The 23,837-nt window shown below is 64.3% G+C and carries 22 protein-coding genes; 8 read left to right on the top strand and 14 right to left on the bottom strand.

From position 1 onward, the window contains the following. Window positions 1-1,752: an arginine--tRNA ligase gene (gene argS / locus ACE3OO_RS17645; protein WP_374304841.1), complete on the bottom strand. Its 1,752-nt coding sequence runs from the start codon at window positions 1,750-1,752 to the stop codon at window positions 1-3. 277 nt (window positions 1,753-2,029) lie between these two features. Here argS and erpA point away from each other — a divergent pair, with 277 nt between their 5' ends. From erpA to ACE3OO_RS17625, 4 genes are read left to right on the top strand one after another with little or no spacing between them, the layout of a single operon-like run. Continuing rightward, window positions 2,030-2,350 carry an iron-sulfur cluster insertion protein ErpA gene (erpA, locus tag ACE3OO_RS17640; RefSeq protein WP_374304839.1) on the top strand — a complete coding sequence of 107 codons (321 nt, stop codon included), beginning with the start codon at window positions 2,030-2,032 and terminating at the stop codon, window positions 2,348-2,350. Between the two features lie 46 nt (window positions 2,351-2,396). Next, complete coding sequence (locus ACE3OO_RS17635) at window positions 2,397-2,942, top strand: cysteine hydrolase family protein (protein ID WP_374304837.1); 546 nt, start codon at window positions 2,397-2,399, stop codon at window positions 2,940-2,942. Window positions 2,943-2,962: 20 nt separating this feature from the next. Beyond that, entirely contained in the window at window positions 2,963-3,733 is a 771-nt protein-coding gene (gene xth / locus ACE3OO_RS17630) for an exodeoxyribonuclease III (RefSeq protein ID WP_374304835.1), read from the top strand. 1 nt (window position 3,734) lies between these two features. Beyond that, entirely contained in the window at window positions 3,735-4,628 is an 894-nt protein-coding gene (locus ACE3OO_RS17625) for an alpha/beta hydrolase fold domain-containing protein (RefSeq protein ID WP_374304832.1), read from the top strand. Here the strand turns inward: ACE3OO_RS17625 and recQ are convergent. Beyond that, on the bottom strand, window positions 4,625-6,487 hold the full coding sequence (recQ, locus tag ACE3OO_RS17620) for a DNA helicase RecQ (protein ID WP_374304830.1): 1,863 nt from the start codon (window positions 6,485-6,487) through the stop codon (window positions 4,625-4,627). The two genes, ACE3OO_RS17625 and recQ, sit on opposite strands and share 4 nt — an antisense overlap. A 101-nt stretch (window positions 6,488-6,588) precedes the next feature. Beyond that, window positions 6,589-7,407 carry a hypothetical protein gene (locus ACE3OO_RS17615; protein ID WP_374304828.1) on the bottom strand — a complete coding sequence of 273 codons (819 nt, stop codon included), beginning with the start codon at window positions 7,405-7,407 and terminating at the stop codon, window positions 6,589-6,591. A 196-nt stretch (window positions 7,408-7,603) separates the two neighbouring features. Between ACE3OO_RS17615 and ACE3OO_RS17610 the strand changes: the two genes are divergently transcribed. Beyond that, entirely contained in the window at window positions 7,604-8,269 is a 666-nt protein-coding gene (locus ACE3OO_RS17610) for a hypothetical protein (protein ID WP_374304825.1), read from the top strand. 31 nt (window positions 8,270-8,300) lie between these two features. Here the strand turns inward: ACE3OO_RS17610 and ACE3OO_RS17605 are convergent, their stop codons facing one another. The 4 genes from ACE3OO_RS17605 to ACE3OO_RS17590 form a co-directional block, all read right to left on the bottom strand. Further along, complete coding sequence (locus tag ACE3OO_RS17605) at window positions 8,301-8,978, bottom strand: glutathione S-transferase family protein (RefSeq protein WP_374304823.1); 678 nt, start codon at window positions 8,976-8,978, stop codon at window positions 8,301-8,303. 172 nt (window positions 8,979-9,150) lie between these two features. Then, a complete protein-coding gene (locus ACE3OO_RS17600; protein ID WP_374304821.1) occupies window positions 9,151-9,603 on the bottom strand; it encodes a nuclear transport factor 2 family protein in 453 nt (150 codons plus the stop codon). 75 nt (window positions 9,604-9,678) lie between these two features. Beyond that, window positions 9,679-10,524 carry a helix-turn-helix domain-containing protein gene (locus ACE3OO_RS17595; RefSeq protein ID WP_374304820.1) on the bottom strand — a complete coding sequence of 282 codons (846 nt, stop codon included), beginning with the start codon at window positions 10,522-10,524 and terminating at the stop codon, window positions 9,679-9,681. 72 nt (window positions 10,525-10,596) lie between these two features. Further along, entirely contained in the window at window positions 10,597-11,799 is a 1,203-nt protein-coding gene (locus ACE3OO_RS17590; protein ID WP_374304819.1) for an MFS transporter, read from the bottom strand. A 345-nt stretch (window positions 11,800-12,144) separates the two neighbouring features. Between ACE3OO_RS17590 and ACE3OO_RS17585 the strand changes: the two genes are divergently transcribed. Continuing rightward, window positions 12,145-13,104: a DUF2971 domain-containing protein gene (locus ACE3OO_RS17585; RefSeq protein WP_374304818.1), complete on the top strand. Its 960-nt coding sequence runs from the start codon at window positions 12,145-12,147 to the stop codon at window positions 13,102-13,104. Window positions 13,105-13,119: 15 nt separating this feature from the next. Here the strand turns inward: ACE3OO_RS17585 and ACE3OO_RS17580 are convergent, their stop codons facing one another. The 5 genes from ACE3OO_RS17580 to ACE3OO_RS17560 all read right to left on the bottom strand — a co-directional run bounded on the left by ACE3OO_RS17580 (window position 13,120) and on the right by ACE3OO_RS17560 (window position 20,683). Continuing rightward, window positions 13,120-14,130 (bottom strand): fatty acid desaturase family protein, encoded by a 1,011-nt coding sequence (locus ACE3OO_RS17580; RefSeq protein ID WP_374304817.1) that lies wholly within the window; start codon window positions 14,128-14,130, stop codon window positions 13,120-13,122. A 69-nt stretch (window positions 14,131-14,199) separates the two neighbouring features. After that, window positions 14,200-15,831 carry a hypothetical protein gene (locus ACE3OO_RS17575; RefSeq protein WP_374304816.1) on the bottom strand — a complete coding sequence of 544 codons (1,632 nt, stop codon included), beginning with the start codon at window positions 15,829-15,831 and terminating at the stop codon, window positions 14,200-14,202. A gap of 538 nt (window positions 15,832-16,369) precedes the next feature. Beyond that, a complete protein-coding gene (locus ACE3OO_RS17570) occupies window positions 16,370-17,887 on the bottom strand; it encodes a M81 family metallopeptidase (protein WP_374304814.1) in 1,518 nt (505 codons plus the stop codon). A 71-nt stretch (window positions 17,888-17,958) separates the two neighbouring features. Next, window positions 17,959-19,683, bottom strand: a complete 1,725-nt coding sequence (ilvD, locus tag ACE3OO_RS17565; RefSeq protein ID WP_374305431.1) for a dihydroxy-acid dehydratase — start codon at window positions 19,681-19,683, stop codon at window positions 17,959-17,961. Between the two features lie 124 nt (window positions 19,684-19,807). Next, window positions 19,808-20,683, bottom strand: a complete 876-nt coding sequence (locus ACE3OO_RS17560; RefSeq protein ID WP_374304812.1) for a YihY/virulence factor BrkB family protein — start codon at window positions 20,681-20,683, stop codon at window positions 19,808-19,810. 107 nt (window positions 20,684-20,790) lie between these two features. On the opposite strand from ACE3OO_RS17560, the gene ACE3OO_RS17555 reads away from it, so the two are divergent. After that, the gene (locus ACE3OO_RS17555; protein ID WP_374304811.1) at window positions 20,791-21,168 is read left to right on the top strand and encodes a hypothetical protein; all 378 of its coding nucleotides are present in this window, start codon (window positions 20,791-20,793) and stop codon (window positions 21,166-21,168) included. Between the two features lie 69 nt (window positions 21,169-21,237). Beyond that, a complete protein-coding gene (locus ACE3OO_RS17550) occupies window positions 21,238-22,158 on the top strand; it encodes an AEC family transporter (RefSeq protein WP_374304810.1) in 921 nt (306 codons plus the stop codon). Between the two features lie 5 nt (window positions 22,159-22,163). Here the strand turns inward: ACE3OO_RS17550 and era are convergent, their stop codons facing one another. After that, window positions 22,164-23,090, bottom strand: a complete 927-nt coding sequence (gene era / locus ACE3OO_RS17545; protein WP_374304809.1) for a GTPase Era — start codon at window positions 23,088-23,090, stop codon at window positions 22,164-22,166. Beyond that, window positions 23,087-23,836 (bottom strand): ribonuclease III, encoded by a 750-nt coding sequence (gene rnc, locus ACE3OO_RS17540; RefSeq protein WP_374304807.1) that lies wholly within the window; start codon window positions 23,834-23,836, stop codon window positions 23,087-23,089. Before rnc ends, era begins: the two co-directional genes overlap by 4 nt. Window position 23,837 lies beyond the last annotated feature (1 nt).

Genomic DNA, 23,837 nt, shown 5'->3' with positions numbered 1-23,837 from the left:
TCACCTCATCTCTTCGACGGGCGTCACGCCCATCACAGACAATCCCGACGCGATCACCACAGCCACGGCACGCAGCATGGCCAGCCGCGCCCGCGTCAGGGGCAGGTCGTCGGGGATCAGGAACCGCACGCTGGTATCGTCGCGCCCCACATTCCACAGACCGTGGAAAGCGGCAGCCACATCCTGCAGGTAGAACGCCACGCGATGCGGCTCATGCGCCTCGGCAGCGGATTCCACCAGGCGCGGCCAGCCGGCCAGCAGCTTGACCAGCGCCAGTTCGGATGGATGTGACAGCCTGGTCATGTCGGCCTGCGCCAGCGCGCCATCCTCGGTGTCGATATCCGGCACTTCCGAAACGGCGTTGCGCAGCACCGAGCAGATGCGCGCATGGGCATACTGCACATAGAAAACCGGGTTGTCCTTCGACTGTTCGGTCACCTTCTTGAAATCGAAATCGAGCTGCGCGTCGTTCTTGCGCGTCAGCATGATGAAGCGCACGACATCCTTGCCCACTTCATCCACCACATCGCGCAACGTCACGAACGTGCCGGCCCGCTTGGACATTTTCACCGGCTGGCCGCCATCCAGCAGGTTCACCATCTGCACCAGTTTGACGTCCAGCTCGGCCTCGCCGTTCGACATGGCCTTCACGGCGGCCTTCATACGCTTGACGTAACCGCCATGGTCGGCGCCCCAGACGTCGATCATCTGCCTGAAGCCGCGCCGATACTTGTCGTCATGATAGGCAATGTCGGCGCCGAAATAGGTCCACGAGCCATCCGACTTCTTCAGCGGCCGATCGGTCTCGTCGCCGAATTCGCTGGCCTTGAACAGCTCCTGCGGCCGCGCCTCATAGTCGTCCGGCGTCTTGCCCTTGGGTGGTTCCAGCACGCCGGTATAGATCAGGCCTCGCTGCTTCAGACGATCAAACGCGCCCTGCACCGCACCGCTGTCATGCAGCGCCTTTTCCGAGGTGAACACGGCATGATGGATGTTCAGCGCCGCGAGGTCATCGCGGATCATGTCCATCATCGCCTCGGTCGCTTCCTTGCGGAAAAGCTGCAACCATTCGGCGTCCGGCGCGGTCTTGTATGTGTCGCCGTATTTCTGCGCCAGCGCAGCACCCAGCGGCTTGAGGTAGTCGCCCGGATACAGGCCCTCGGGGATTGTGATGCTTTCGCCCAGAGCCTCGCGGTAACGCAGATGCGCCGAACGGGCCAGCACATCCACCTGGGCGCCGGCATCGTTGATGTAGTATTCGCGCGCCACCTGGAAGCCGGCCTTGTCCAGCAGGGCGGCCAGCGCGTCGCCAAACACCGCGCCACGGCAATGGCCCACATGCATCGGGCCGGTCGGGTTGGCCGACACGTATTCCACGTTCACCGGTTCGCCCTGGCCGATATCGCTGTCGCCATAGGCTTTGCCGGCGCGCAGGATCACGGCCACCTGCAGCTGCCAGTGTTCGGGCTTGAGGCGCAGGTTGATGAAACCCGGGCCGGCGATCTCCACCGCCGTCACGGCCGGATGGGCCTCCAGCAGGGGTTTCAGTTTCTCGGCCAGCGCGCGCGGCGCCATGCCGGCCGGCTTGCCCAGCACCATGGCCACGTTGGTCGCCAGGTCGCCATGGGCCGGGTCGCGCGGCGGCTCGACCGCGATGGCAGACAGCGGCAGTTCACCCGCCAGCATGCCCTGCTCGGACAGGCTGTGCACGGCGGCCATGATGGCGCGGCGGAAATCGGTGAAAACGTTCATTGCGGAAGGCTTTTCTGTAAATCCCAAAACGGGGCCAAAAATCGGGGCGGACACTACCGGCTGCCCCTCCCGGCCGCAACGCACCCAAATGCCCGGACCCAATACTGAACGAACGGCATAATACCGGGCGAAATTGACTTCCGCGCCCGGGTCCCTAAATTGCTCAGGCAATGTGGCAAATTATTGGTAAACCGAGTGTAAACCTGCGATGAGCAATGCTCCAGCCCAGACGGCCCCCCAGACGGCCCCCCTTCCGGCCGCGACGGCGGATTCCGCGGTGACCCTGAGCGCCTCTGCCGCCCGCCGCATCCGCAAGGTGGCCGAATCGGAAGGCAATCCGGCGCTGGGGCTGCGCATCAGCGTGTCGGGCGGCGGCTGCTCGGGCTTCCAGTACAGCTTCAGTCTCGACGATGCCCCCACCGCCGACGACATGGTGATCGAGCGCGACGGCGCCCGCCTGCTGGTCGATACCGTGTCGCTGGACTACCTGCGCGGCTCGGAAGTCGATTTCGTCGAAGACCTCTCCGGCGCCGGCTTCCGCATTTCCAATCCGCTGGCCCAGCAGAGCTGCGGCTGCGGCAATTCCTTCTCGGTCTGACATTTCCGGGGGCGGCATAACCCTGCCGCCGAACGCGGCCCTGCTGGTGATCGACCTGCAACTGGCCATCGACGCGCCCTATCACGCCGCCGAGGGCCCGCGGAACAACCCCGACGCGGAAACCGCGGTTGCCGCCCTCCTGGCGGCATGGCGCAAAACCGCCCGGCCGATCTTCCATGTCCGGCACGATTCCGTCCTGCCTGACTCCGCCTACCGGCCGGGCCAGCCGGGCAACGACTTCAAGCCCATCGTGGCGCCGCTGGCCGGCGAGATCGTGATCCCCAAGCGCACCAACAGCGCCTTCATCGGCACCGGACTGGAAGATCGCCTGCGCCAGGCCGGAATCGACACCCTGGTGATCGCCGGCGTCGTCACCAACAACTCGGTGGAGGCCACGGTCAGGATGGCCGGCAACCTCGGGTTCCACACACTCCTGGCCGAGGATGCCTGCTTTACCTTCGCACGGCGCGACTGGCGCGGCGTGCTGCGCAGCGCCGAAGAGGTGCATGCCATGTCGCTGGCGAACCTCGATGGCGAATATTGCACCGTGGTAAAATCATCCGGCCTGCTCGACGCGGTCGCAAAAGCCTGACAATCGGCTAAGCTGCGGCCATGAGAATCGCGACCTGGAACGTCAATTCGATCAAGGCCCGTCTGGGGAACGTCACCGACTGGACACGGGCGGCCAAACCCGACGTGCTGCTGCTGCAGGAAATCAAATGCCAGGACGCCGATTTCCCGCGCCTGGAATTCGAGAGCCTCGGGTATCAGGTCCATACCCATGGGCAGAAAAGCTATAACGGCGTCGCGCTCCTGAGCCTGACCAAACCCGATGCCGTGCGCATCCGGCTGGATGGCGAGGATGCTGATGAACAGGCGCGCTACATCGAGGCCGATATCGCCGGCATCACGATCTGCGGCCTCTACCTGCCCAACGGCAATCCACGTCCGGGCGAGAAATACGATTACAAGCTGCGCTGGATGGAGCGCCTGCACCAGCGCGCCGCCACGCTGCTGGCCGCCGAGACACCCTTCCTGATGGCTGGCGATTTCAACATCTGCCCGGCCGATGTGGATGTGTTCGACCCCGTCGGCTTCGCCGAGGATGCGCTATGCGCGCCCGACAGCCGCCGGGCCTGGCGCCGGCTGCTCAACCTGGGCCTGACGGAAGCCTGGCGCGCGCTGCATCCGCGCAAGGTCGACTACAGCTTCTGGGACTACCAGGCCGGCTGCTGGCCGAAGAACAACGGCCTGCGCATCGATCATTTCCTGCTCTCGCCGCAACTGGCCGACCGGCTGGTGAGTTGCGAGATCGACCGCGAACCGCGTGGCCGCGAGAAAGCCTCCGATCATACCCCGGTGATCTGCGAGATCGCGGCCTGACATGGCGATGTTGCCGCTGCCGCTGGTCATCACGTATCTGCGTTTCACCGGGCGCACGCGCAAATTCCGCTCGGTGGAAAATCTGCACCGTGAGATCGCGAAGGAACGCCGCGGCTTCAGCCATGAACCGCCACCGGCGATTGCGCGCGATTTCACCATTCAGCGTGACGAAATCCTCGGCCGTCGCGTCTATACGCTGTCGCCCAAGGGCCGGCATTCGGACGTGCGCCTCATGCACCTGCATGGCGGCGCTTACGTCTCGGGCCTGACGGCGCATCACTGGAAGTTCCTCGCCGGCATTGCCGCCGCCACCGGCTGCCGCATCACCATACCGATCTATCCGCTGGCGCCGGAAGGCAACTGGCGCGAAGCTTTTCCGTTCGTCACCGAGGTTTACCGCCGGCTGGCAGCCGAGACCGCGCCGGAAAATCTGGTGCTCTCGGGCGACAGTGCCGGCGGCGGACTGGCGCTCGCGCTGGCGCAGACTCTGGCTGCGCAAAACCTGCCGCAGCCACGCGACATCGTTCTGATCTCGCCCTGGCTGGAAGTCACTGCGCGCAATCCCGGCATTCCCGCCGTGCAGCCTTTTGATCCCTGGCTGGCCGTGCCCGGCGCGCTGGAAGCCGCCAGGCTCTGGGCTGCCGGCGACGATCCGAATGATCCGCGCATCAGTCCGATCAATGGCGCGCTTCAGGGACTGGGTCGCATCAGCCTGTTCATCGGCACGCGCGACATCCTGCTGCCCGATTGTCGCGACCTGCGCGACCGCGCCGCGCGCGAGGGCGTGAAGCTGCATTACGTGGAGCAGCCCGGCATGATCCATGTCTGGCCTTTACTGCCGATCCGTCAGGCGAAAATCACTGCCGCCGAGATCGCCGGCATCGTCGCGGGCTAGTCCGCCGCTTCGCTCGCGGGGTCGTCGTGGGCCAGCACCACGTCGAGGAAAGCCTGGCCGAACCGTTCCAGCTTGGCCTGGCCGATGCCGTGGATGTCGCTCATGCGCCACAGCGTGCGCGGCCGTTTCACGGCGAGTTCTATCAGCGTGCGGTCGGAAAAGATCACATAGGCCGGCTGCTGCAGTTCGCTGGCATAGCGCCGCCGCAGGTCTTTCAGCGCCGCCAGCAGTGCCTGATCGCGGCCTGACAGCGCGATCTCGGCCGCCGCCGATCTTGATTTCGCCGTGTTGCGTTTGCCGGCCTGCAGGCTTTCGCTGCGCAGTTCCACGCGCTGCTGGCCTTTCAGCACGGCACGGCCGGCATCGGTGATGAACCAGCCGCCGAAACCGGCGATATCCAGGTCGATCAGGCCGGCGCCATAGATCTGCCGCAGGATCGAACGCCAGGCATGGGCATCACGATCCTTGCCCACCCCGAAGGTGGGCAGCCGGTCATGCTCGTGGCGCAGGATGGCGTCCGTCGTGTTGCCCAGCAGGATCTGCACGATGTGTTCGGTGCCGAACCGCTGCCCGGTGCGGGCGATGGCCGACATGACCTTCTGCGCCTCCACCGTTCCATCAAAACGCGCCACGCCGTCCTGGCACAGGTCACAGTTGCCGCAAGGCTGGCTCTCCTCGCCGAAATAGGCCAGCAACGTCTGCCGGCGGCAGCGTGGGCTCTCGCATAGCGCGATCAGCGCATTGAAGCGCTGACGCTCAATGCGTTTGCGCTCGTCGGAGGTCTCACCCTCCTCGATCTGCAGCCGGCGCAGGCGCATGTCGTCCAGGCCATAGAGCGTCAGCGTCTCGGCCGGCAGGCCGTCGCGCCCTGCCCGGCCGATCTCCTGGTAATAGGCTTCCACGTTGCGCGGCAGGTCGGCATGGCACACATAGCGCACATCGGGCTTGTCGATGCCCATCCCAAACGCAACCGTTGCCACCATCACCACGCCATCCTCCGCGAGAAACCGGTCCTGCGCGGCATCGCGCGCTTTCGGCTCCATGCCGGCATGATAGGCGATGGCGTCATGGCCCATGGCCTGCAGGCCGGCGGCCAGGTCTTCGGTGCGTTTGCGCGAGGCGCAATACACGATGCCGCTCAGGCCCCGGCGTGCGGCGATGAAATCGCCGATCTGCTTCTTCGCGCTGGATTTAGGCTGCATCATCAGATGCAGGTTCGGCCGGTCGAAACTGCGGATGAATTCGCGCGGCCGCCGCCCGGGCTCTGCTCCTGTGCCGAACAGCTTCTGCACGATGTCGGCCCGCGTGGGTGCGTCGGCGGTGGCGGTCAGCGCGATGGTCGGGATATGGCCCAGCTCGGCGCGGATGCCGCCCAGCGCCAGATATTCCGGGCGGAAGTCATGGCCCCATTGCGACACGCAATGCGCCTCGTCAATGGCGAGCAGCGACGCGCCGGCAGTCCTGAGCAGCGCCACGGTGTCATCGCGCACCAGGCGTTCGGGCGCCACATACAGCAATCGCAGTGAACCGTCGCGCAGGCCGCGCAGCACGCGCTGGCGCTCGGCCTCGTCGGTGGCGGAATTCAGGCTGCCGGCATTGACGCCGAAACCCTGCAGCTGCCGCACCTGGTCGCGCATCAGGGCGATCAGCGGCGACACCACCACGGTCAGTCCGCCGCGCACAATGGCAGGCAGCTGGTAGCAAAGCGACTTGCCGCTGCCGGTCGGCATCACCGCCAGCACATCCTCGTCGTTGAGCAACGCCTGCACGATCTCGGCCTGGCCGGCGCGAAACCGCTCGAAGCCGAATACGGTATGCAGGGCGGCCTCGGCCGCAACGAGGGAGGATGGAACAGTCACCGCCCAGAGCTACGCCCTGCCGCCGATTCGCGACAAGGCATCTCGGACCTAAAACATCGATCCCCGGCCGGCGGCGCTGCGTTCCGGTCCCGGGCGGCCGGTCATGCCGGCAGGCGATCCTCCGCGGTCAGTTCCAGCACCGGCTTCTGCAGCGCCAGGTCATTCACGCCGTACATGTTGGTGATGATCGGCGCCTCGCCCAGGATCATGGCGCCAAGCGGCGGACCGTCCACATCGAAGATGGTGATCACGTCGGTGAGCTGCCAGCGCAGCACCAGGCAGGGCTGGTCGGTATAGGGATTGGTCAGCACGTCGGAGAAATAGGCGGTGTTCTGCTCGCTCACCGTCACCTGCTGGAAGGTGCGCGAGGTCATGCTCAGGCTGGAGGAGACGCTGGCGGAGAACGGCCCGAATCCGGCGCTGGCGCTCATGTTCAGGCTCGCCGCCAGCGTGCTTTCATGCGTCGAGGTCTCCTGCCGGCCGGTGGTGACCGTGGTGGTGATGGTCTTCTGCTCGCCCGGCGCCAGGGTGAGCGAGTCCGGCTGGCGGTCCCAGAACTGTTCGCGCAGCACCGTCTTGCCATCGGCCAGCTGCGAGCAGCCGACCAGGATGCGCGGCGAATCCGGCGGGATCAGCATGGCGGCGGTCGGCACCGGCGGCGCGCCGATATCGTTGGGATCGACCAGCAGCGTGTAATCGACGGTGGCGGACAGGACATCCGCCTCGATTATCAGGCCGCACATGAAGGATCCGGTCTGCGCCGCCTGCACGATGCAAAGATCGTCCTCGAAATAGGTCAGCGACCCCGACTGGCCGGCATTGACATAGACCTTGGCGGTCGGGTTGGAGAGCAGACTGATATACACGGGTATGTCGAAATTGTTCTGCACCGTGAATTGCGGCAGCGGCGGCGGCGCCATGGTTGTTCCGCCCTTGGTTCCGCCCGCCGTTCCAATCTGACGCGCGGCCGGCGGCCGCGGCGCGGGCCACTGGCAATGCAGGATTTTCCGATACAGCGACCGCATCCCGACCTCCTCCAAACCCTTCGTTGCGCCTCAAGGTTGCAGCCTGTATCGTTTCCACAGCTTTTTGTTTTAGTAAAGCGGAAAAACCGCCATGCCGCTCGACCTCCTGCAGTTCCGGCAATTCCTCACCTCCGGCGCCATGCCGGCCCAGGTGAAGGCGACGCTCGAGAACAACCCCTTCTCCATCCTGGTCAACCTCAGCGAGGCCGGCGGCCCGGCCATCTCGGTCGTTACCCTGAACAGCGCCGAAATGACGCCGAAGCCGATCATCATGCAGACCACCAACAACATGCTGATGAGCCCGACCATCGCCAAGTCGCCGAGCTTCCATTCCAGCGTGCTGAATGTCACGCCGGCGCCACGTCCCGCTTTCAACGCGCAGGCCCTGACCGGCATCCGCCTGGCACTGGACGACGCCAACGACGTGATGGTGACGACGCGGCTGAATGGCTGCAGCCTGGTGTTCCAGAAGTCGCGGCCCGGGCATGATTACGTGCGCATCGTGCATCTGCAGCCCACCATGGGCTGGAACGGCCAGCAGCTCTGCCGCTATCTGCTAGACAACCCGCCGCATTTCGCCGCCGACCCGACCCTGCCGGCCTTTGTCTTCGGCCGGCTCCACCAGTCGCGCGACGATGCCGACGTGAACATCATCGCGCTGCGCCGCGGCGGCCGATGGACGCTCTATGCGCAGGAATACAACCTCGACACCAAGGCGATCTTCGAGGTGCATGTCATCCCGCTCTACGAACTGTGAGCGGACCACCTGACGCAGCAGCAGTTCACGCCTATTTCAGAAGTTCGTAGGGCCCGCCCTGCTCCAGCGCGCGGTGATAGGCCGGGCGGGCATGAATGCGGGCGAGGAAATCCTGGATCGGCCGGTATTCCGGCCGGTCGAGGCCGATGCGGCTGGCCGCCGCCTCCAGCGGGAAACTCATCATGATATCGGCGGCCGTGAAATCGCCGCCGGCGAACCAGCCGCCGCCCCTGCTGAGCGCATCGGCCCAGTATGCCATATGGGTCTTCAGCTGCGGATCGGTCACGGTCTGCTGCGCCTTGGCGGCGATCTTGGAAACCAGCGGCCGCAGCAGGGCCGGCACGCCCTTGGGCATGCGCATGAACACCAGTTTCAGCAGCAGCAGCGGCATGGCCGAGCCTTCGGCGTAATGCAGCCAGTAGGTATAGGCCCCGCGGGCGGCGGTGCTGCGCGGCGGCGACAGGCGATGGCCCGCATCATAGGTATCGAGCAGGTATTCGACGATCGCGCCGGTCTCGGCATAGACATGGCCGTTATCCTCGATCACCGGCGACTTGCCGAGCGGATGCACCTTCTGCAGCTCGGCCGGGGCGCGCATGGTGAGCGGATCGCGCTCGTAGCGTTTCACCGTATAGGGCAGGCCCAGCTCCTCCAGCAGCCAGAGCACGCGCTGGGAGCGGGAATTGTTCAGGTGATGGACGGTGATCATGGGGAGTCCCTGGGGAAAAACGGGGCCGGGCTGGATGGTCATCAGGGTAGACCATGACAGCGTAGCCGTCACCACCGCCGGGGGGAAGGGACATCCCGGCAACGCCCAGCATGAACGCAGCGCCCTGCATGAACGCAGCATTCCGGCCCCGCTCCCTCCCGGGAGAGAGCCGTCAGGCCGCCTCGGCAACCATCTCGCCACGCAGATAGCGCCGCACGATGGTGTCGTCGGGCGGGTAGTAAGCCGGTTGCAGCGGCGTCATCTGCGCCTGCACGCAGGTCCACAACCCGCCATCGAGGAAATACGTGTCGGTATAGGCGGTCATGCCGGTCACCTCCTGGCCGTCGCGGATGCGCACGTACTTGGTCACCGAGCGCACCAGCGCGGTATCGCCGAAGATGCTGATCTGCTCGTCGCGGTAATCCCAGTAGATGATGACATCGGGATCGAAGCCGGTGGCCCAGTAGTCGAGATACTCCTTCCGCCCCATCATGCGGCCGTCGGGCATGATGCAGACAAAGCGTTCGTGGATGATGGCGCTGTGCGCCTTCACGTCATTGGTGACGAAATTGTGGATGAACTTGGCATTCAGCGCGCGCAGCGCGGGCATCGGATTGTGGCGCATGGGGCTTCCCCTGGTTGACGATGCGCCACCCTGCCCCGTGCGTGCTCGCGCCGGCAATTACGCGCGATGTAAGTGCTAATCGAACACCGAGCGCTGCGGATCGGCGGCCAGGCGCTGCGCCCAGGCTTGCGTCGCGTCGTCGGCGGGAAAGAAGAACTCGATCTTCACCTGCTGCAAGGTCACGTCGCGCGGCATGGCGAACTGCGTGAGCGTGACGAAAAAGGCGATCTCGTTCACACCCACGCGCAGGCGCAGCACCGCCATCGGGCTCACACCCGCCTGCGCAGCCTGGTCTTCCGCCCCGATCAGCTCAGGAATGCCCGGATAGGCCAGCAGGTCGGCGCGCAGTTTCGCCGCCGCCGCGTTCAGGCCCTGGTTCGCCTCGCGCTGCAGCATCTGCAGGAAGGCGGCGATGAAATCCTCGCCGCCCGACATGAAGCGCCGCATGCCGCCGGGATGGCACAGCGAATGCAGCGCGTTCACCGCCAGATCCTGCGGCATGTCGTAGAGCGGCCGCAGCGCGCCGAACAGCCGCGACGCGGCCGCATTGCGCAGCCGCACGCCCCAGCTTTCGTCCAGCACGAGCGCCGGATACGGCTCCTGATGCGCGAGCATGATGTCGAGCGCCTGACGCGCCGGCGCCAGTTCGGGGGCCCCTAAGTCGCGCGCGGCATACAGCGGCGCGAAGCCGGCCGCCACCAGCAGCGCATTCTGCTCGGCCAGCGGCAGGCCCAGCACACGGGCCAGCAGCACCACCATCTCGCGGCTGGGCGCCGACCGCCCGGTTTCCAGGAAACACAGATGCCGCGCCGAGATGCCGGCCTCGGTGGCGAGCCCGAGCTGGCTCAGCCGGCGCAGGCCGCGCCAGTGTTTCAGCAGGCCGGGAAACCCTGACGAGACGGGCCGGATCATCTGGTTCATGCCTGAACGCTAGACCCGCGCCGTAAGGCGGGCAATGACGTCTGAGGTAAGCGCGTCATGGGCCGGCCCCGCTCAGGCTTTCCGGCGGACCAGCCGCCACAGACCTATCAGCCCCAGCACCGGCCCCGGCGCCAGCAGCCACACCACCGACGCGCCCATGGCGGGCAGCCTATGCGTGGCGAGTGCGATGGCGGCCAGCGTGATGGCAAAGCCGATGGCATTCTGGATCGCCAGCGCGCTGCCCACCGCTTCGGGCGGACAGGCGCGGCCCGAGAGCGCCGAGAATTGCGGCGAGTCCGCCACCACCGCCACGCCCCAGACCACCAGCAATACCAGCAACAATCCCGGCGCGGCACTCGTCGCCAGAAACGGATAGGCCACGCACAACGCGCCCGATGTGGCCAGCGCCGTGGCGGCCACCCGCGCGCTGCCCCAGCGCGCGCTGACCACACCGCCGAGGATGCAGCCCAGCGTGCCGGCGCCGATCACGGCAAAGCTCAAGCGCGAGACATCCGCCGGCGCAAGATCCGGCGCGGCCAGCAGGATCAGGAAGGGCGTGAGCGTCCAGAAGGCATAGAGCTCCCACATATGGCCGAAATAGCCCAAAGCGGCCGAGCGGAAATCGGGGATGCGGAAGGCGCTCAAGACCGCGCCGGGGCTCAGCCTTCGCGCAACAGCCGGCCGCGCCAGATGCGGCCCGTCCCCCAGCCGCAGCACCATCAGTCCGCCCAGCAAAGCCAGCGCCGAAGCCGCCAGCATCGCCGCCTGCCACGGCACCCCTGCCCCCAGCCCCCGTATGCCATGCGGCAAAGCCGTGCCGAGCGTGAGCATGCCCACCAGCAAGGCCAGCGTGCCGCCGGCCGCCCCTCTGGTCCAGCCGATCACCAACTTCATGCCCAGCGGATAGATGCCGGCAAGAGCCAGACCGACGATGAAGCGGAGCGCCAGGGCGGCGGCATAACTCTGCCACACCAGCAGGAAGGCGGCATTGGCGATGGCGCCCAGCACACAGCAGGCAAACACGATGCGGCTGGCGGCAAAGCGGTCGGCCAGGCCGCTCAGCGCCATGGCCAGCGTGCCGGCGATGAAGCCTGCCTGCACGGCATTGGTGAGCCAGCCGATATCGCGCGCCGACAGCGACAGCAGAGCCTGCAATTCGAAGGCGGCGGCGTTGGAGGAAAACCAGAGCGTGGTGCCGAGAAACTCGGCCACCACGATCAGGGCGATGGCATAGCGGGCCGAAACGGGGGGCGAAGGCGGGCTGGAGTCGGTCACCGCAACAGCCTAGCACCCCGCGCCCGCCGCGCCAGATCGGCTGGGCCAGGGCCGGATGACATTTGCGGGAGCAGCAACATGACGGGGCAGAAAAGCAACGAGCCAAACAGGTGAACGAAACTAATGCCCGCAACATAAGTCAAATGAAGTGGCCCACCGCATACTCCTACTTGGGATTCGGCTCCAAGCAGGCTGTTTTTAGGGGCCTCATCAACTAAATTTGCGCCGTATATTTCCGAATTACTAATGGGTACATATAATATCTTCACCACATTTAGAATTGATTTTGTAAGGCATTTAAAATCCTCTCAGAATAGCGAATTATAATAAGCAGGGGGTGGATCAATGGAATTACCGCCAGATCAAGAAAAACTTTTACAAATCTTTTATCCAAATTTCTGGAATCGTGTTCAAAAGGTTCAGCAGAAGCGCATTCGTTTTGTCCACTACACCTCTGCGGAAGTCGCAGCCAATATTCTAAAAAAGAAAGAACTCTGGTTGCGCAACGCTTCATGTATGAATGATTTTACCGAGATCATGCACGGCCTTGAGTGCATTGAAAAAACGATAAATAAATCTGATTCCGGGATTAAGTTTAAATCCGCATTGAACAGCACATTCGATAAGCTGTTTGATGAGATTTGGGGACATCTCATCGGATGGGAAACCTACCTTCGCACAGATACATTTTTATCCTGCTTCTCTGAACATTATGATGGTGAAGATGCCCATGGGCGTCTTTCTATGTGGCGAGCATATGGCGGAACCACCGGAGTCGCCTTAGTTCTCAAAAGCGCGCCATTCTTTACACCCAATGACTCTCTGAAAGTTGACACCAGCCCTGTTGCTTACCTCGACGAGAAACAGTTCGAAGATGAGATTGAAACAATCACGAGTAATATAATCCGCGAAGTAGACTTCATACGCCAACGAGGAAGGAATGAAATATTTAAACTTATATTTGATGCTCTAAGATTCGCAGCACTTTGTACAAAGCACGAAGGTTTCCGTGAGGAACAAGAATGGAGAATATTGCATTGTCCGTCTTATGCTAAGTCCAACATTTTGAGGAAAGAAATTGAAATTGTTCGTGGAGTACCGCAACAAGTTTACAAACTACCTTTAGTCAATATTCCGAAAGAAGGCTTGTTTGGAATAACATTACCAAATCTCATAGACCGTATCATTATTGGGCCGACAGCATACCCGACTCAATTAAGAACTACGTTTATCGATTTGCTGCTTCAAGCGGGCGTCACAGAAGCTCAAAATAAAGTTGTTATATCTGGAATCCCGCTGCGATAGCGCTTTCGTAATGTTTCAAATATGCGCCGGCTTCGCCCCGCCTGAGCCGCCGCCATCACTCATCGCACTCGCCGCCAGCCGCAGCACCTCGGCATAAGAGCCGCGCAGTTCCATCCTCTCAGCATAACCCTTCGCCAGCATCATGCGATGCGCTTGGCGTAAGCGCCAGCAGGGCACAAACAGCAGCAGGTGATGTTCGAGATGGTAGTTCACCCAGAATGGCGCGAGCAGCAGGCGCGTGAGCGGCCCGGCATAGGTCGTGCGCGTGTTGCGCAAGCTGTCGTCGTTGTCGGGCACCATGGCATGCTCGGCGATGTTGCGGATGCGGTTGACGAGCTGATACCAGGTGGCGAGCGGCAGCAGCCATAAAGCCGGATAGAGCCACCAGTAGCCCAGAGCCGTCAGCAGGCCGAGCAGCGTCAGGTTGACAAGCGCCGCGCCGACGAGGCCGCCCTTGACGAGCCGTTCCCATCTCTGGCCCCAGTTCAGGCCCGCCTCGCCCCAGGTGAGCATCACCTGCTCGCGCCGGCGGGTGAGCGCCGTGCGGCCGCTGAGGTCGCGTTGAATCTTGCGGCGCAGGCTTTGCCGCGTGATCGGGAATGGCGCGGAAAGCACAAGGTCGGGGTCGTCTTCCTGCTGGGTGAAGCGATGATGCTTCAGGTGATAGGGCCGGTAAAGATGCAGGTCGGTGATCACCGGATACGCGCAGAGCCACTGCCCGGCCAGTTCGTTGAAGCGCCGGGTTTTGAACAGCAGGCCATGGGCGGCATCGTGCATCAGGATGGCCAGCCCCAACTGCCGCCCGCCGATCACCATCACGGCAACGAGGAACGTCGCCGGGTTGGGCCAGGCGGCAAACATCGCCATGGCCAGGCCGATCAGCCCCCAGGCCGAAAGCACCAGTCCCGCGCCCATGAAATCGGAGCGCGCGCCCAGGCGCCGGATTTCATCGGCGGTGAAAATGTCAGTGGCTTTAACCGCCTTGGCCGTGTCGGCCCTATCGACTTCCGGCGCACCCTCACCCACGCCCCGCTCCCTCGTGTTCTGAATCTTTGGGTCGAGTGTAACGCGCCATCAGAAAGACGTCATGTCCGATCATCCAAGCCGCGGCAGGCGCGGACCTCGGTCGGGCGGCGGATCGCGCCGTGGCGGCTCACGACGGGGTGGTTCACGACGCGGCGGTTCGCGTGGCGTCGCCTGTGGCGGCTCGGGCCGCGGACGGTCGAAATGGTGCGGACGACCACCGCCGCCGTCACGGGCATTCTCACGCTCGCGCCGTGCCGCCTCGCGTTCGCGGCGCGCGATCTCGGCATTCACGCGGTCCAGCTCCTGCCGCACGGCGGTATAGGCGGCGGAAACACGGGTGAACAGATCGGCCTGCTTGTTCAGCTCGTCGCGGCGGGCACGCAGGTCGGCTTCGGCGCGGGCCCGCTGCTCGGTCAGCTTGTTGCGATCGAAAATGGCCTCGGACCGCACCGCCTCCTGTCCGCGCGCGATGCTCATGGCCTTGGCATGATAGGCCCGCACCATGGCCAGGCGGCGCACGGCATAGCCCCGCGTGAAGGTTGCCGGCGCGAAATGGACCGGATCGTTGGCCACGCCCATGTCGAGACCAAGCTTGGCCAGCGTCTCGCGCAGGCTCTTGTGGTTGGCCGAACTCCAGCCCCAGCCGGCAGGCAGGGACAGGTCGGCCGCCTGGCCGAACATGTGCGCGCTGCGCACGTATTTCGCCACCGGATTGCCGTCCTTCTTCGCCGCGGCATACAGATGCGCCTGCCGCAGCGGCGTGCGCGCGCCGGACGTCACCTTGATGCCGGTGAAGCCCGCCGCCTTCAGCGCCTCGACCTGCGCCTTCAGGGCCGCGTCCTTGATGTTTTCCGGATGGGCGAAAGCCTCGTTCGCCGCATCGATCAGCTTGGCGAATTCCACATCGAGGTATTTGCCGCCCTGCATCTGGTCGGTCGCCCAGGGGCGGCCGGAAACATCCTCGACATGATCTTTCACCACATCGACAAAGGGATCCTTCTCCCGGTCGTATGGAGTCTTCAGGTCGAAGGGCGGCAGCTCGGCCTTCGGCTCCTCCGGCGCCAGGAATTTCATCGTCGACATTTTGCCACGCCGCGCGTCCAGCTCGGTCTGCAGCCGGGCGGTGGCGGCTTCGGTCTCGGCAATACGCTTGCGGTAATCCGCGATGGCCGTATCGATCTCGGCGATGGTCCGCCGCGTATCGGCGATGCTGACGGCCAGCTTCCGGTTCTCCTCCGCCAGGGCGCGGTTTTCGATGTCCTGCGCTTCCCAGCGCGTCAGGTAGGACAGCCAGAAGCCGAACCAGGTTTCATCGAACAATTCGCCCACCTCGACGTCAGGCATGACGCAGAAGCGGTTCGGATAGGCCACCGGCGCGAAGGTGTCGAACGAGTCATCCTCGCGCGCCGAGGCATAGAGGCTGCGGAAAGGCTGGCTCCAGATCTGCGACTGCATCGAGCCGTCGAGCGTGAACACGCTGATGCCGCCTTCCCAATCCTGATAGCACCACAGATGCCCCGTATAATGGGCGAGCTGGAACTTCACGGGCAGCGTGGACAGAAACTCGTCGCCCAGATCCTCGGCAGGAACCCGGCCGTCCTTCGGCTTCGTGCCGCCATAGGCATGTGGATAGATGTCCGGAAAGGAATAATAGCTGCAGCCCGCGAGTAGCGGCGCCACCATCGCGGCCATGGCCAGCATTCTTTTTATCGGTCGCATGCAATCCCCCCGGATTGGCGGAAAGCTTACGGCTGAATCGCATAAACGCAAAATCGGGAAACGCGTGTCGCAGAAGAAACCGACGCGACATGCTCATCGCGCATATTCATGCATGAGGACGAGTGTATGCGGGCCGTTCCGTTACATAGGCCGTCATGGCCGGGCAAGAAGAGTTTCCTGGGCCCGGCCATCCACGAGTTCCCTTTTTTAAAAAAGCAAAACGTGGATGCTCGGGCCAAGCCCGAGCATGACGGCTGTGGGTTGGAGAGACCGGGCCGTGAAGTTTACCGCCGGCCCGACCTTCGGTCGGACCCGGTGGCCCGGCCATGACGTAACCAGTGGGGTGCCCGCCCCTTGATCCCGCCGCCTCGTTCCCTACATGTTCCAATGACCGGCATAACACCGACCCGCCGGATTATGGAAAACGCCATTTACACAGAATCAATGACTTACCTATGCAAAACCATCGCAAAACGACGCAAAGCCGGCGCGGAACAGCGCCACAAGGCGGGATGCGGCCTCAGGCGTTGGCGCGGCCGAGCGGGCTGAGCCGGATGCCCTTGCGCAGGCGGCGGTATGGCAGGGTCTCGGCGCGCTCCACGAAGGCGCCGGGGCTTTCCACGTTCAGGATCTCGTGGGCGATGTCGGTGAAGTCGCCGCGGAAATGCACGGTGCTTTTCAGGCCCACGATCTGCCGCTCGCCCGGCTCGATCCCCAGATGCCGGAACATCTCCTTGTCGGCCGCCTGCACGCGCACGGAGTTGAGCACCACATCCACGCTGCCCCCCGGCGTTTTGCAGGTCAGCCGCGCCATGGGGCCGAGCGCCATGCGCGTGCCCTTGTAGAACGGCCCGGTGCAGAGGAACCGGCCGTCGTTGAGTGCTGAGACGGTGAAGCGGTTGCGGTAGGGCTTGGCGCCGTCGAAGTAGCGCCCGCCGACCTGCAGTTCGATCTCGGCGCCCTGCCCGGCCTGGTGCGCGATGCGCGCGGCTTCGGGGTCGAACAGCAGGCCCAGCGTGGCATCGGGCACACCCTGCTCGATCAGCGCGGCGAGCAGCCCGGTGGTGTCCGAGGTCGCGCCGGTGCCGGCATTGTCCTGCACGTCAGCCAGCACCACCGACTTGCGCGCACCGCCCTGGATCATCCGGCGCGCCTGCTCGATGGCATCCACGGGCGAGAGCAGGTTGAGCCTGAACTCGGCCTCGCGCTCGGTGATGTGGCGGGCCAGATCGTCGGCGGCCTTGTCGGCGGCCTCTTGGCTATCGGCATAGGCCACGATGGTCGGGCCGCATTCAGCGATGTCGGCCGGGTGGAAGCCGGGCGAGAAGCTTAAAGAAGAAACCGCGCCGCGCTCCATTTCCCCCAGCGTCTCGTAGATGCTCTTGCATGGTTCCAGGAAGGTGCATTGCGCGGTGAGCGGGATCAGGAAGGGCACGCGGCGCAGGGCCTTCGCCTGTTTGGGTCGCTCACCGGTCAGGCGTTTTTCCAGCTGCCGCGCCACCCGGCCGCCGGTCACCGCCATGTCCAGGTGCGGATAGGTGCGGTAGGCGATCAGCAGGTCGCTGTGCCGCACCATGGCCTCCGTCACGTTGGCATGCAGGTCCAGGCTCGCCATCACCGGCAGGTCGGGGCCTACAGTAGCGCGCACGCGGCGCAGCAATTCGCCTTCGCCGTCCTCAAAGCTCTCGGTCACCATCGCGCCGTGCAGGTCCAGATAGACGGCGTCGATCCGGCCCTTCAGCCTCAATAGGCCGTCGGTGATCTTCTTCGCGACAAACTCGAAGGCTTCGTCGGTGACGTAGCTGCTCGGCTGCGCCGCCGCCCAGACGATGGGCTCCAGCGCCCAGCCCTTCGCGCGGCCTGAGGTGATGAAGCCGCCGATGGGAATGTTCATCGGCTCGAACACCTCGAAGATCGCCTTGCCCTCGGTCAGCGGCGGCCAGCCCTCGCCCTCGATGAACTTGTCCAGCGTCGCCTTCTGCGGCGCGAAGGTATTGGTCTCGTGCTGGAAGCCGGCAATGGCAATCGTATAGGTCATGGGGAGCTCGTCGTTTTTTTATGGTGGAATGAGGAAGGGCGCCGCGTTGGGCGCCCTTCGTGTGGTCGTGCTCAGATATCCGCGTAGCAATGCGTTTCCGCTTTGCCGCCGGGATGGGTCACGGCGCCGTCATGGGCGTCGCCCACGGTCTGGGCGTATTTCCACAGCGCGCCCGACTGGTAGTCGGTCTTGCGCGGCTTCCACTTCTTCTTCCGCGCCGCCATCTCCTTGGCCGAGACGTCGACGCTGAGCACACCCTTCACCGCGTCGATGGTGATGATGTCGCCGTTCTTGATCAGGCCAATCGGCCCGCCGACCGCCGCTTCCGGCCCCACATGGCCGACGCAGAAGCCGCGCGTGCCGCCCGAGAAGCGGCCGTCGGTGATCAGCGCCACCTTCTCGCCCATGCCCTGACCGTAGATCGCCGAGGTGGTGGAGAGCATCTCGCGCATGCCCGGGCCACCCTTCGGGCCCTCGTAGCGGATGACGATCACATCGCCTTCCTTGTACTTCTTGTTCTGCACGGCATCAAAAGCGGCTTCTTCAGAGTCGAACACGCGGGCCGGGCCCACATGCTTCAGCCGCGCCATGCCGGCCACCTTCACGATGGCGCCGCGCGGCGCCAGGTTGCCCTTCAGGCCAACCACGCCGCCGGTCGGCGTGATCGGGTTGGTGATCGGGCGCACCACGTCCTGGTTCTTGGGGAACTTCACGCCCTTCAGGTTCTGCTCGATGGTCTTGCCGGTCACTGTCAGGCAGTCGCCGTGGATATAGCCGCCCTTCATCAGCTCGTTCAGCACCACCTGCACGCCGCCGATCTCGTACATGTCCTTGGCGACATAGCGCCCGCCCGGCTTGAGGTCGGCGATGTAGGGCGTGGACTTGAAGATCTTGGCCACGTCATCGAGGTCGAACTTGATGCCGGCCTCGTGCGCAATGGCGGGCAGATGCAGCGCGCCGTTGGTCGAACCGCCGGTGGCGGCCACCACGCGGGCGGCATTCTCCAGCGACTTGCGGGTAACGATGTCGCGCGGGCGGATCCCAAGCTTGATCAGCTCCATGATCTGCCGGCCCGAGGCTTCGGCATACTGGTCGCGGGTTTCATACGGCGCCGGCGCGCCGGCCGAACCCGGGATCGCCAGGCCAATGGCTTCCGACACGCAGGCCATGGTGTTGGCGGTGAACTGGCCGCCGCAGGACCCGGCCGAGGGGCAGGCCACGCATTCCAGCTCGTGCAGGTCCTTCACGTTCATCTTGCCGGCGGCATGCTGGCCCACGGCTTCGAACACATCCACCACGGTCACGTCCTTGCCGCGGAAGCGGCCCGGCAGGATCGAGCCGCCATACATGAAGATGGAGGGCACGTTCAGGCGTACCATCGCCATCATCAGGCCGGGCAGCGACTTGTCGCAGCCAGCCAGGCCCACCAGCGCGTCGTAGCAGTGGCCGCGCACGGTCAGTTCGGTGGAATCCGCAATGGCCTCGCGGCTGACCAGCGACGACTTCATGCCCTGGTGGCCCATGGCGATGCCGTCGGTGACGGTAATGGTGGTGAATTCACGCGGCGTGCCGCCGGCGGCCTTCACGCCCTTCTTCACCGCCTGCGCCTGGCGGCCCAGCGTGATGTTGCAGGGCGCGGCCTCGTTCCAGGTGGTGACCACGCCGACGAAGGGCTGGTTGATCTCCTGCTCGGTCAGGCCCATGGCGTAGTAATAGCTGCGGTGCGGGGCGCGCTCGGGGCCGACCGTCACATGCCGGCTCGGCAGGTTGGACTTGTCGAATTTCCCGCCCTTCATCACGGCGCCCGTGCGCTTTTTCGCCGGGGCTTTCTTGGTCTTCTTGCTCATCTGCTGGTCCCGTCCTTGGCAAACTAAAAACCGGACACGGAGCATAGCCAGCGGACTGGCGGCGGGCCAGAGCCTAGGCAGCGTCGACAGGCGGTTTTTTGACGCTTCTGCGCCGCAGCAGGGCGGCATTCACCTCGGCGCCGAAAATGAACAGCACGGCCGAGACGTAGAAGAAGACTAGGGTGACGATCACCCCGCCCAGGCTGCCATAGGTGGCGCTGTAATTGCCCAGCCGCGCCACGTAGAGCGAGAACATTCCGGCCGCGACCAGCCACAGCACAGTGGTCGCCAGCGCCCCCGGCAACAGATGGCGCCATTTCAGGTGCCGGCCGGGCAGCCAGCGATGCAGGGCCAGCAGGCCCGCCGTCAGCACCAGCGCGGCAATGCCATACCGAAACAGGATGAAGGCCCAGCGCTCAGCATTGCTCAAGGGGAAAAGCCAAAGCAGCCCCTGCCAGATCAGCGGCCCCAGCACGATCGCCACCGACAGCAGGATGAACACGAAGCCGCCGAGCAGGATGGCCCCCAGGTTGCCCAGCCGGATCAGCCACCATGGCCGCGGCTCGCTGAAGCCGTAAGAGCTGTTCAGGGCGATCCGCAGCGCGTCGATCCCGCTGGATGCCACCCATAACGCGCCGATCAGGCCGAGCGTGAGCAGGCCGCCGTCGCGTCGCGCCAGCACTTCTCGGATCACCGGACTGAGCGTGGCCCGAACATCCTCGGGCAGCAGGTCCAGCATCGCCTGCACCGAGGCCAGGCTGCCGCCATATTCCCCCAGCACGCCGGCGAGGAAGCCGGCCAGGGCGGCGAGGAAAATCAGGAAGGGAAAGATCGCCAGCAGGCCGGTATAGGCGATATGGCCGGCCAGTTCGAAAGACAGGCTGTTCACCATGGCGCGGCCGGCGCCATACAGCACTTTCCCGATGAAGACGGTCCAGTTGCGAAACATGGTAAACATCTTCGCCGCGCCGACCCGGCCGACGCAATGCCCGTCAAGGATGAAAAAATTAACCTGTCTTTAATGTTTCTTAATGATGTTTTGACAAGGTTTGAAACATGGGCATGCAGGCAGAAATCGTTGTCCCCCGCTATGTCGTCCTGACCAGGATGGCCGACAGCTGGATTCCGCGTGCCTCCCTCAGCAATGCCGACAGCGCCGAAGCCGAAGCTTTCCGCTGGCGGCGCATCTATGGTCCGACCCGGACCAGGGTGGCCGAATACCTGATTCCCGAACGGGTGAACCTCGAGCCGATCACCGTGCCAGCCCTGCCGGTCGAACTGGCCGAAACCCCGACGCGTTATATCCGCTCATCGACAGCCACCTGCGACCATATCGGCTGGTACGATGCCGCCCTGCGCGCCTTTGCGCTGTATCTGGGCTTTGGTTTCGCCAATCGCGCGATGGAACTGCTGATTCTGCTGGCGACGCCGTAAGCGGATCGGTTTCCGCTTTCTCTCACATCCGCTACAGTCGGGCAAAATACGCCTCGCCCGAGTCTTTCCATGCTGTCCGTCATCTTCGCCATCGTTCCGATCTTCCTGCTGATCGCCATCGGCGGCGCGATGAAACGCGGGAACTTTCCAGGCGACGCGTTCTGGCCGCTGGCTGACAAGGTCACCTACTTCATCTTCTTCCCGGCCCTGCTGGTCGACAATCTGAGCAGCGCCAAGCTGGGCGATTTCGATCCCAGCGGCATGCTGGGCGCATTGCTTGCCGCTTTGCTGCTGCAGGCCGGACTGGTTTATGCGCTTAGGCCGCTGGCGAAGGTGAACGGCCCCGGCTTCACCTCGATCTTCCAGGGTGCAGTGCGGTTCAATACCTTTGTCGGCCTCGGCGCCGTGGCGGCATTGGAAGGCGGCGCCGGCATCACATTATTCGCCGTCACCATCGCGCTGGCGATTCCGACCATCAACGTGATGTGCGTGCTGACCCTGGCTCGTTACGGTGACCACGGCCAGAGCACCAGTTTCAAGAACCAGGCGATGTTCCTGATCAAGAACCCGCTGATCATCGCCTGCCTGGCCGGCATCCTGATGAACGGTCTCGACCTGTCGCTGCCGCGGGGTATCGAACCAGTATTCAAGATGCTGGGCAGCATGGCCGCGCCCATGGGCCTGCTGACCGTGGGTGCCGGCCTGCAATGGGAAGCGGCCAAGAATGCCGGGCGCGCCGTGGGCATCGCCTGCGTGCTGAAACTGATGGTCTATCCAGTGGTGCTGTTCGGCCTCAGCCGGCTGTGGGGCCTGGGGCCGCTGGAGACCAAGGTGCTGGTGCTGTGGGGCACCATGCCGACAGCCAGCGCCAGCTATATCCTGGCCCGCCAGATGGGCGGCGATGCGCCGATGGCAGCCGCCATCGTGACGGCCAGCACGATCCTGGCTTTCGTCACCGTGCCGCTGTTCATGCTGATGGTGGGCGTCTAACCCGACTACTTCTTCGGGAAATCGAGGCCCATCGCCTCGTAGCGTTCCGGGTCGTCGCCCCAGTCCTCGCGCACCTTCACAAACAGGAACAGATGCACGCGTCGCTCGAACTGTTCTTCCATGATCTTGCGGGCGAAGGCGCCGATGCGCTTGATCATCTGGCCGCCCTCGCCCAGCACGATCTTCTTCTGGCCCTCGCGCTCGACATAGATCACCTGATCGATACGGGCGGAGCCGTCCTTCTGGTCCTTCCAGTTCTCGGTCTCGACCGTGATCGCGTAAGGCAGCTCATCGTGCAGACTGTGATAAACCTGCTCGCGGGTGATCTCGGCGGCGAGGAAGCGCATCGGCACATCGGCCAACTGGTCTTCCGGATAGAGCCACGGCCCAGGCGGCATGCGGCCGGCCAGATCGCGCAGGACGTCATCGACGCCGGTGCCCTTCTGGGCCGAGATCATGAAGATGCGCTCGAAGGGATAGGCTTCGCTCAAAGCCTTGGCCAGGCCGAGCAGCTTTTCGCGCGGCACGGCATCGACCTTGTTCAAGGCCAACAGCACATGGCCGCGTTTGCGCCCCTGCAGCGCATCCACGATGGCGCGGGATTCGTCGTCGAAGCCACGCTCGGCATCCACCAGCAGCAACACGGCATCGGCATCGTCGACGCCACTCCACGCCGCATTCACCATGGCGCGGTCAAGCCGGCGCTTGGGCGTGAAAATGCCCGGCGTGTCGAGGAAAATCACCTGCGCATCACCCTGCACGGCGATCGCGGTGATGCGCGCCCGCGTGGTCTGCACCTTTTTGGAGACGATCGAGACCTTCGCGCCGACCAGACGGTTCAGCAGCGTCGATTTACCGGCATTCGGCGCACCGATGATGGCGACATAACCGCAATGCGGCGTCGCCGGGGTACTGGTGTTGGCTTCGTTCATTTCTTTCCGTTTTCAAGCCGGCCCAACAAACGACCGGCCGCTTCCTGTTCGGCGGCGCGTTTCGAACCGCCCTGCCCGCGTTCGGGATCGCCACTGCCCAACCGCACCGCGACGGTGAAGCGGGGTTCATGCGGCGGACCTTCCTGGCTGACCACATCATATTTCGGCGCGGCCATGCCACGGGCCGCGGCCCATTCCTGCAGGGCCGTCTTGGGATCCTTCGACGCCCCGCCGGTGACCTCGTCCAGCATCGGCACCATGTAGCGGCGCACGAACTTTTCGGCCACCCGCAGGCCGCCATCGAGATACAATGCCGCCACCACGGCCTCGCATGCATCAGCCAGGATCGCCGGCTTGCCGGCGCCACCGGAATCACGCTCGGAGCGCGATAGCTGGATGAAATCACCCAAGCCCAGAGACTGCGCGAACCGCGCCAAGCTTTCCTGCTTGACCAGCGCATTGTAGCGCAAGGCCAGTTCGCCAGCTTCGGCCTGCGGGAAGCGTTCGGCCAGCAGGGTGGCAACCACCAGGCCCAGCACGCGGTCGCCGATGAATTCGAGCCGATTGTAATCGCGCATCGCCGGGGGAGCATCCGGCGCTTTCTGGCGCGCCGACTTCGACCGGCTACGTCGCGGGTTGGCCGAAGGATGCACCAGGGCTTCCTCCAGCAGCTTGGGATCGGCGAATTTATGGCCGAGCGTCTGCTGCAATGCCTCGAGCGGGGATTTCCGGGTATCTGCCGTCACG

The organism is Ferrovibrio sp., assembly GCF_041906005.1.
Lineage (GTDB): Bacteria > Pseudomonadota > Alphaproteobacteria > Ferrovibrionales > Ferrovibrionaceae > Ferrovibrio.
The sequence above is the reverse complement of the archived record's forward strand: the minus strand, read 5'-3'. Positions and strand labels throughout refer to the sequence as shown.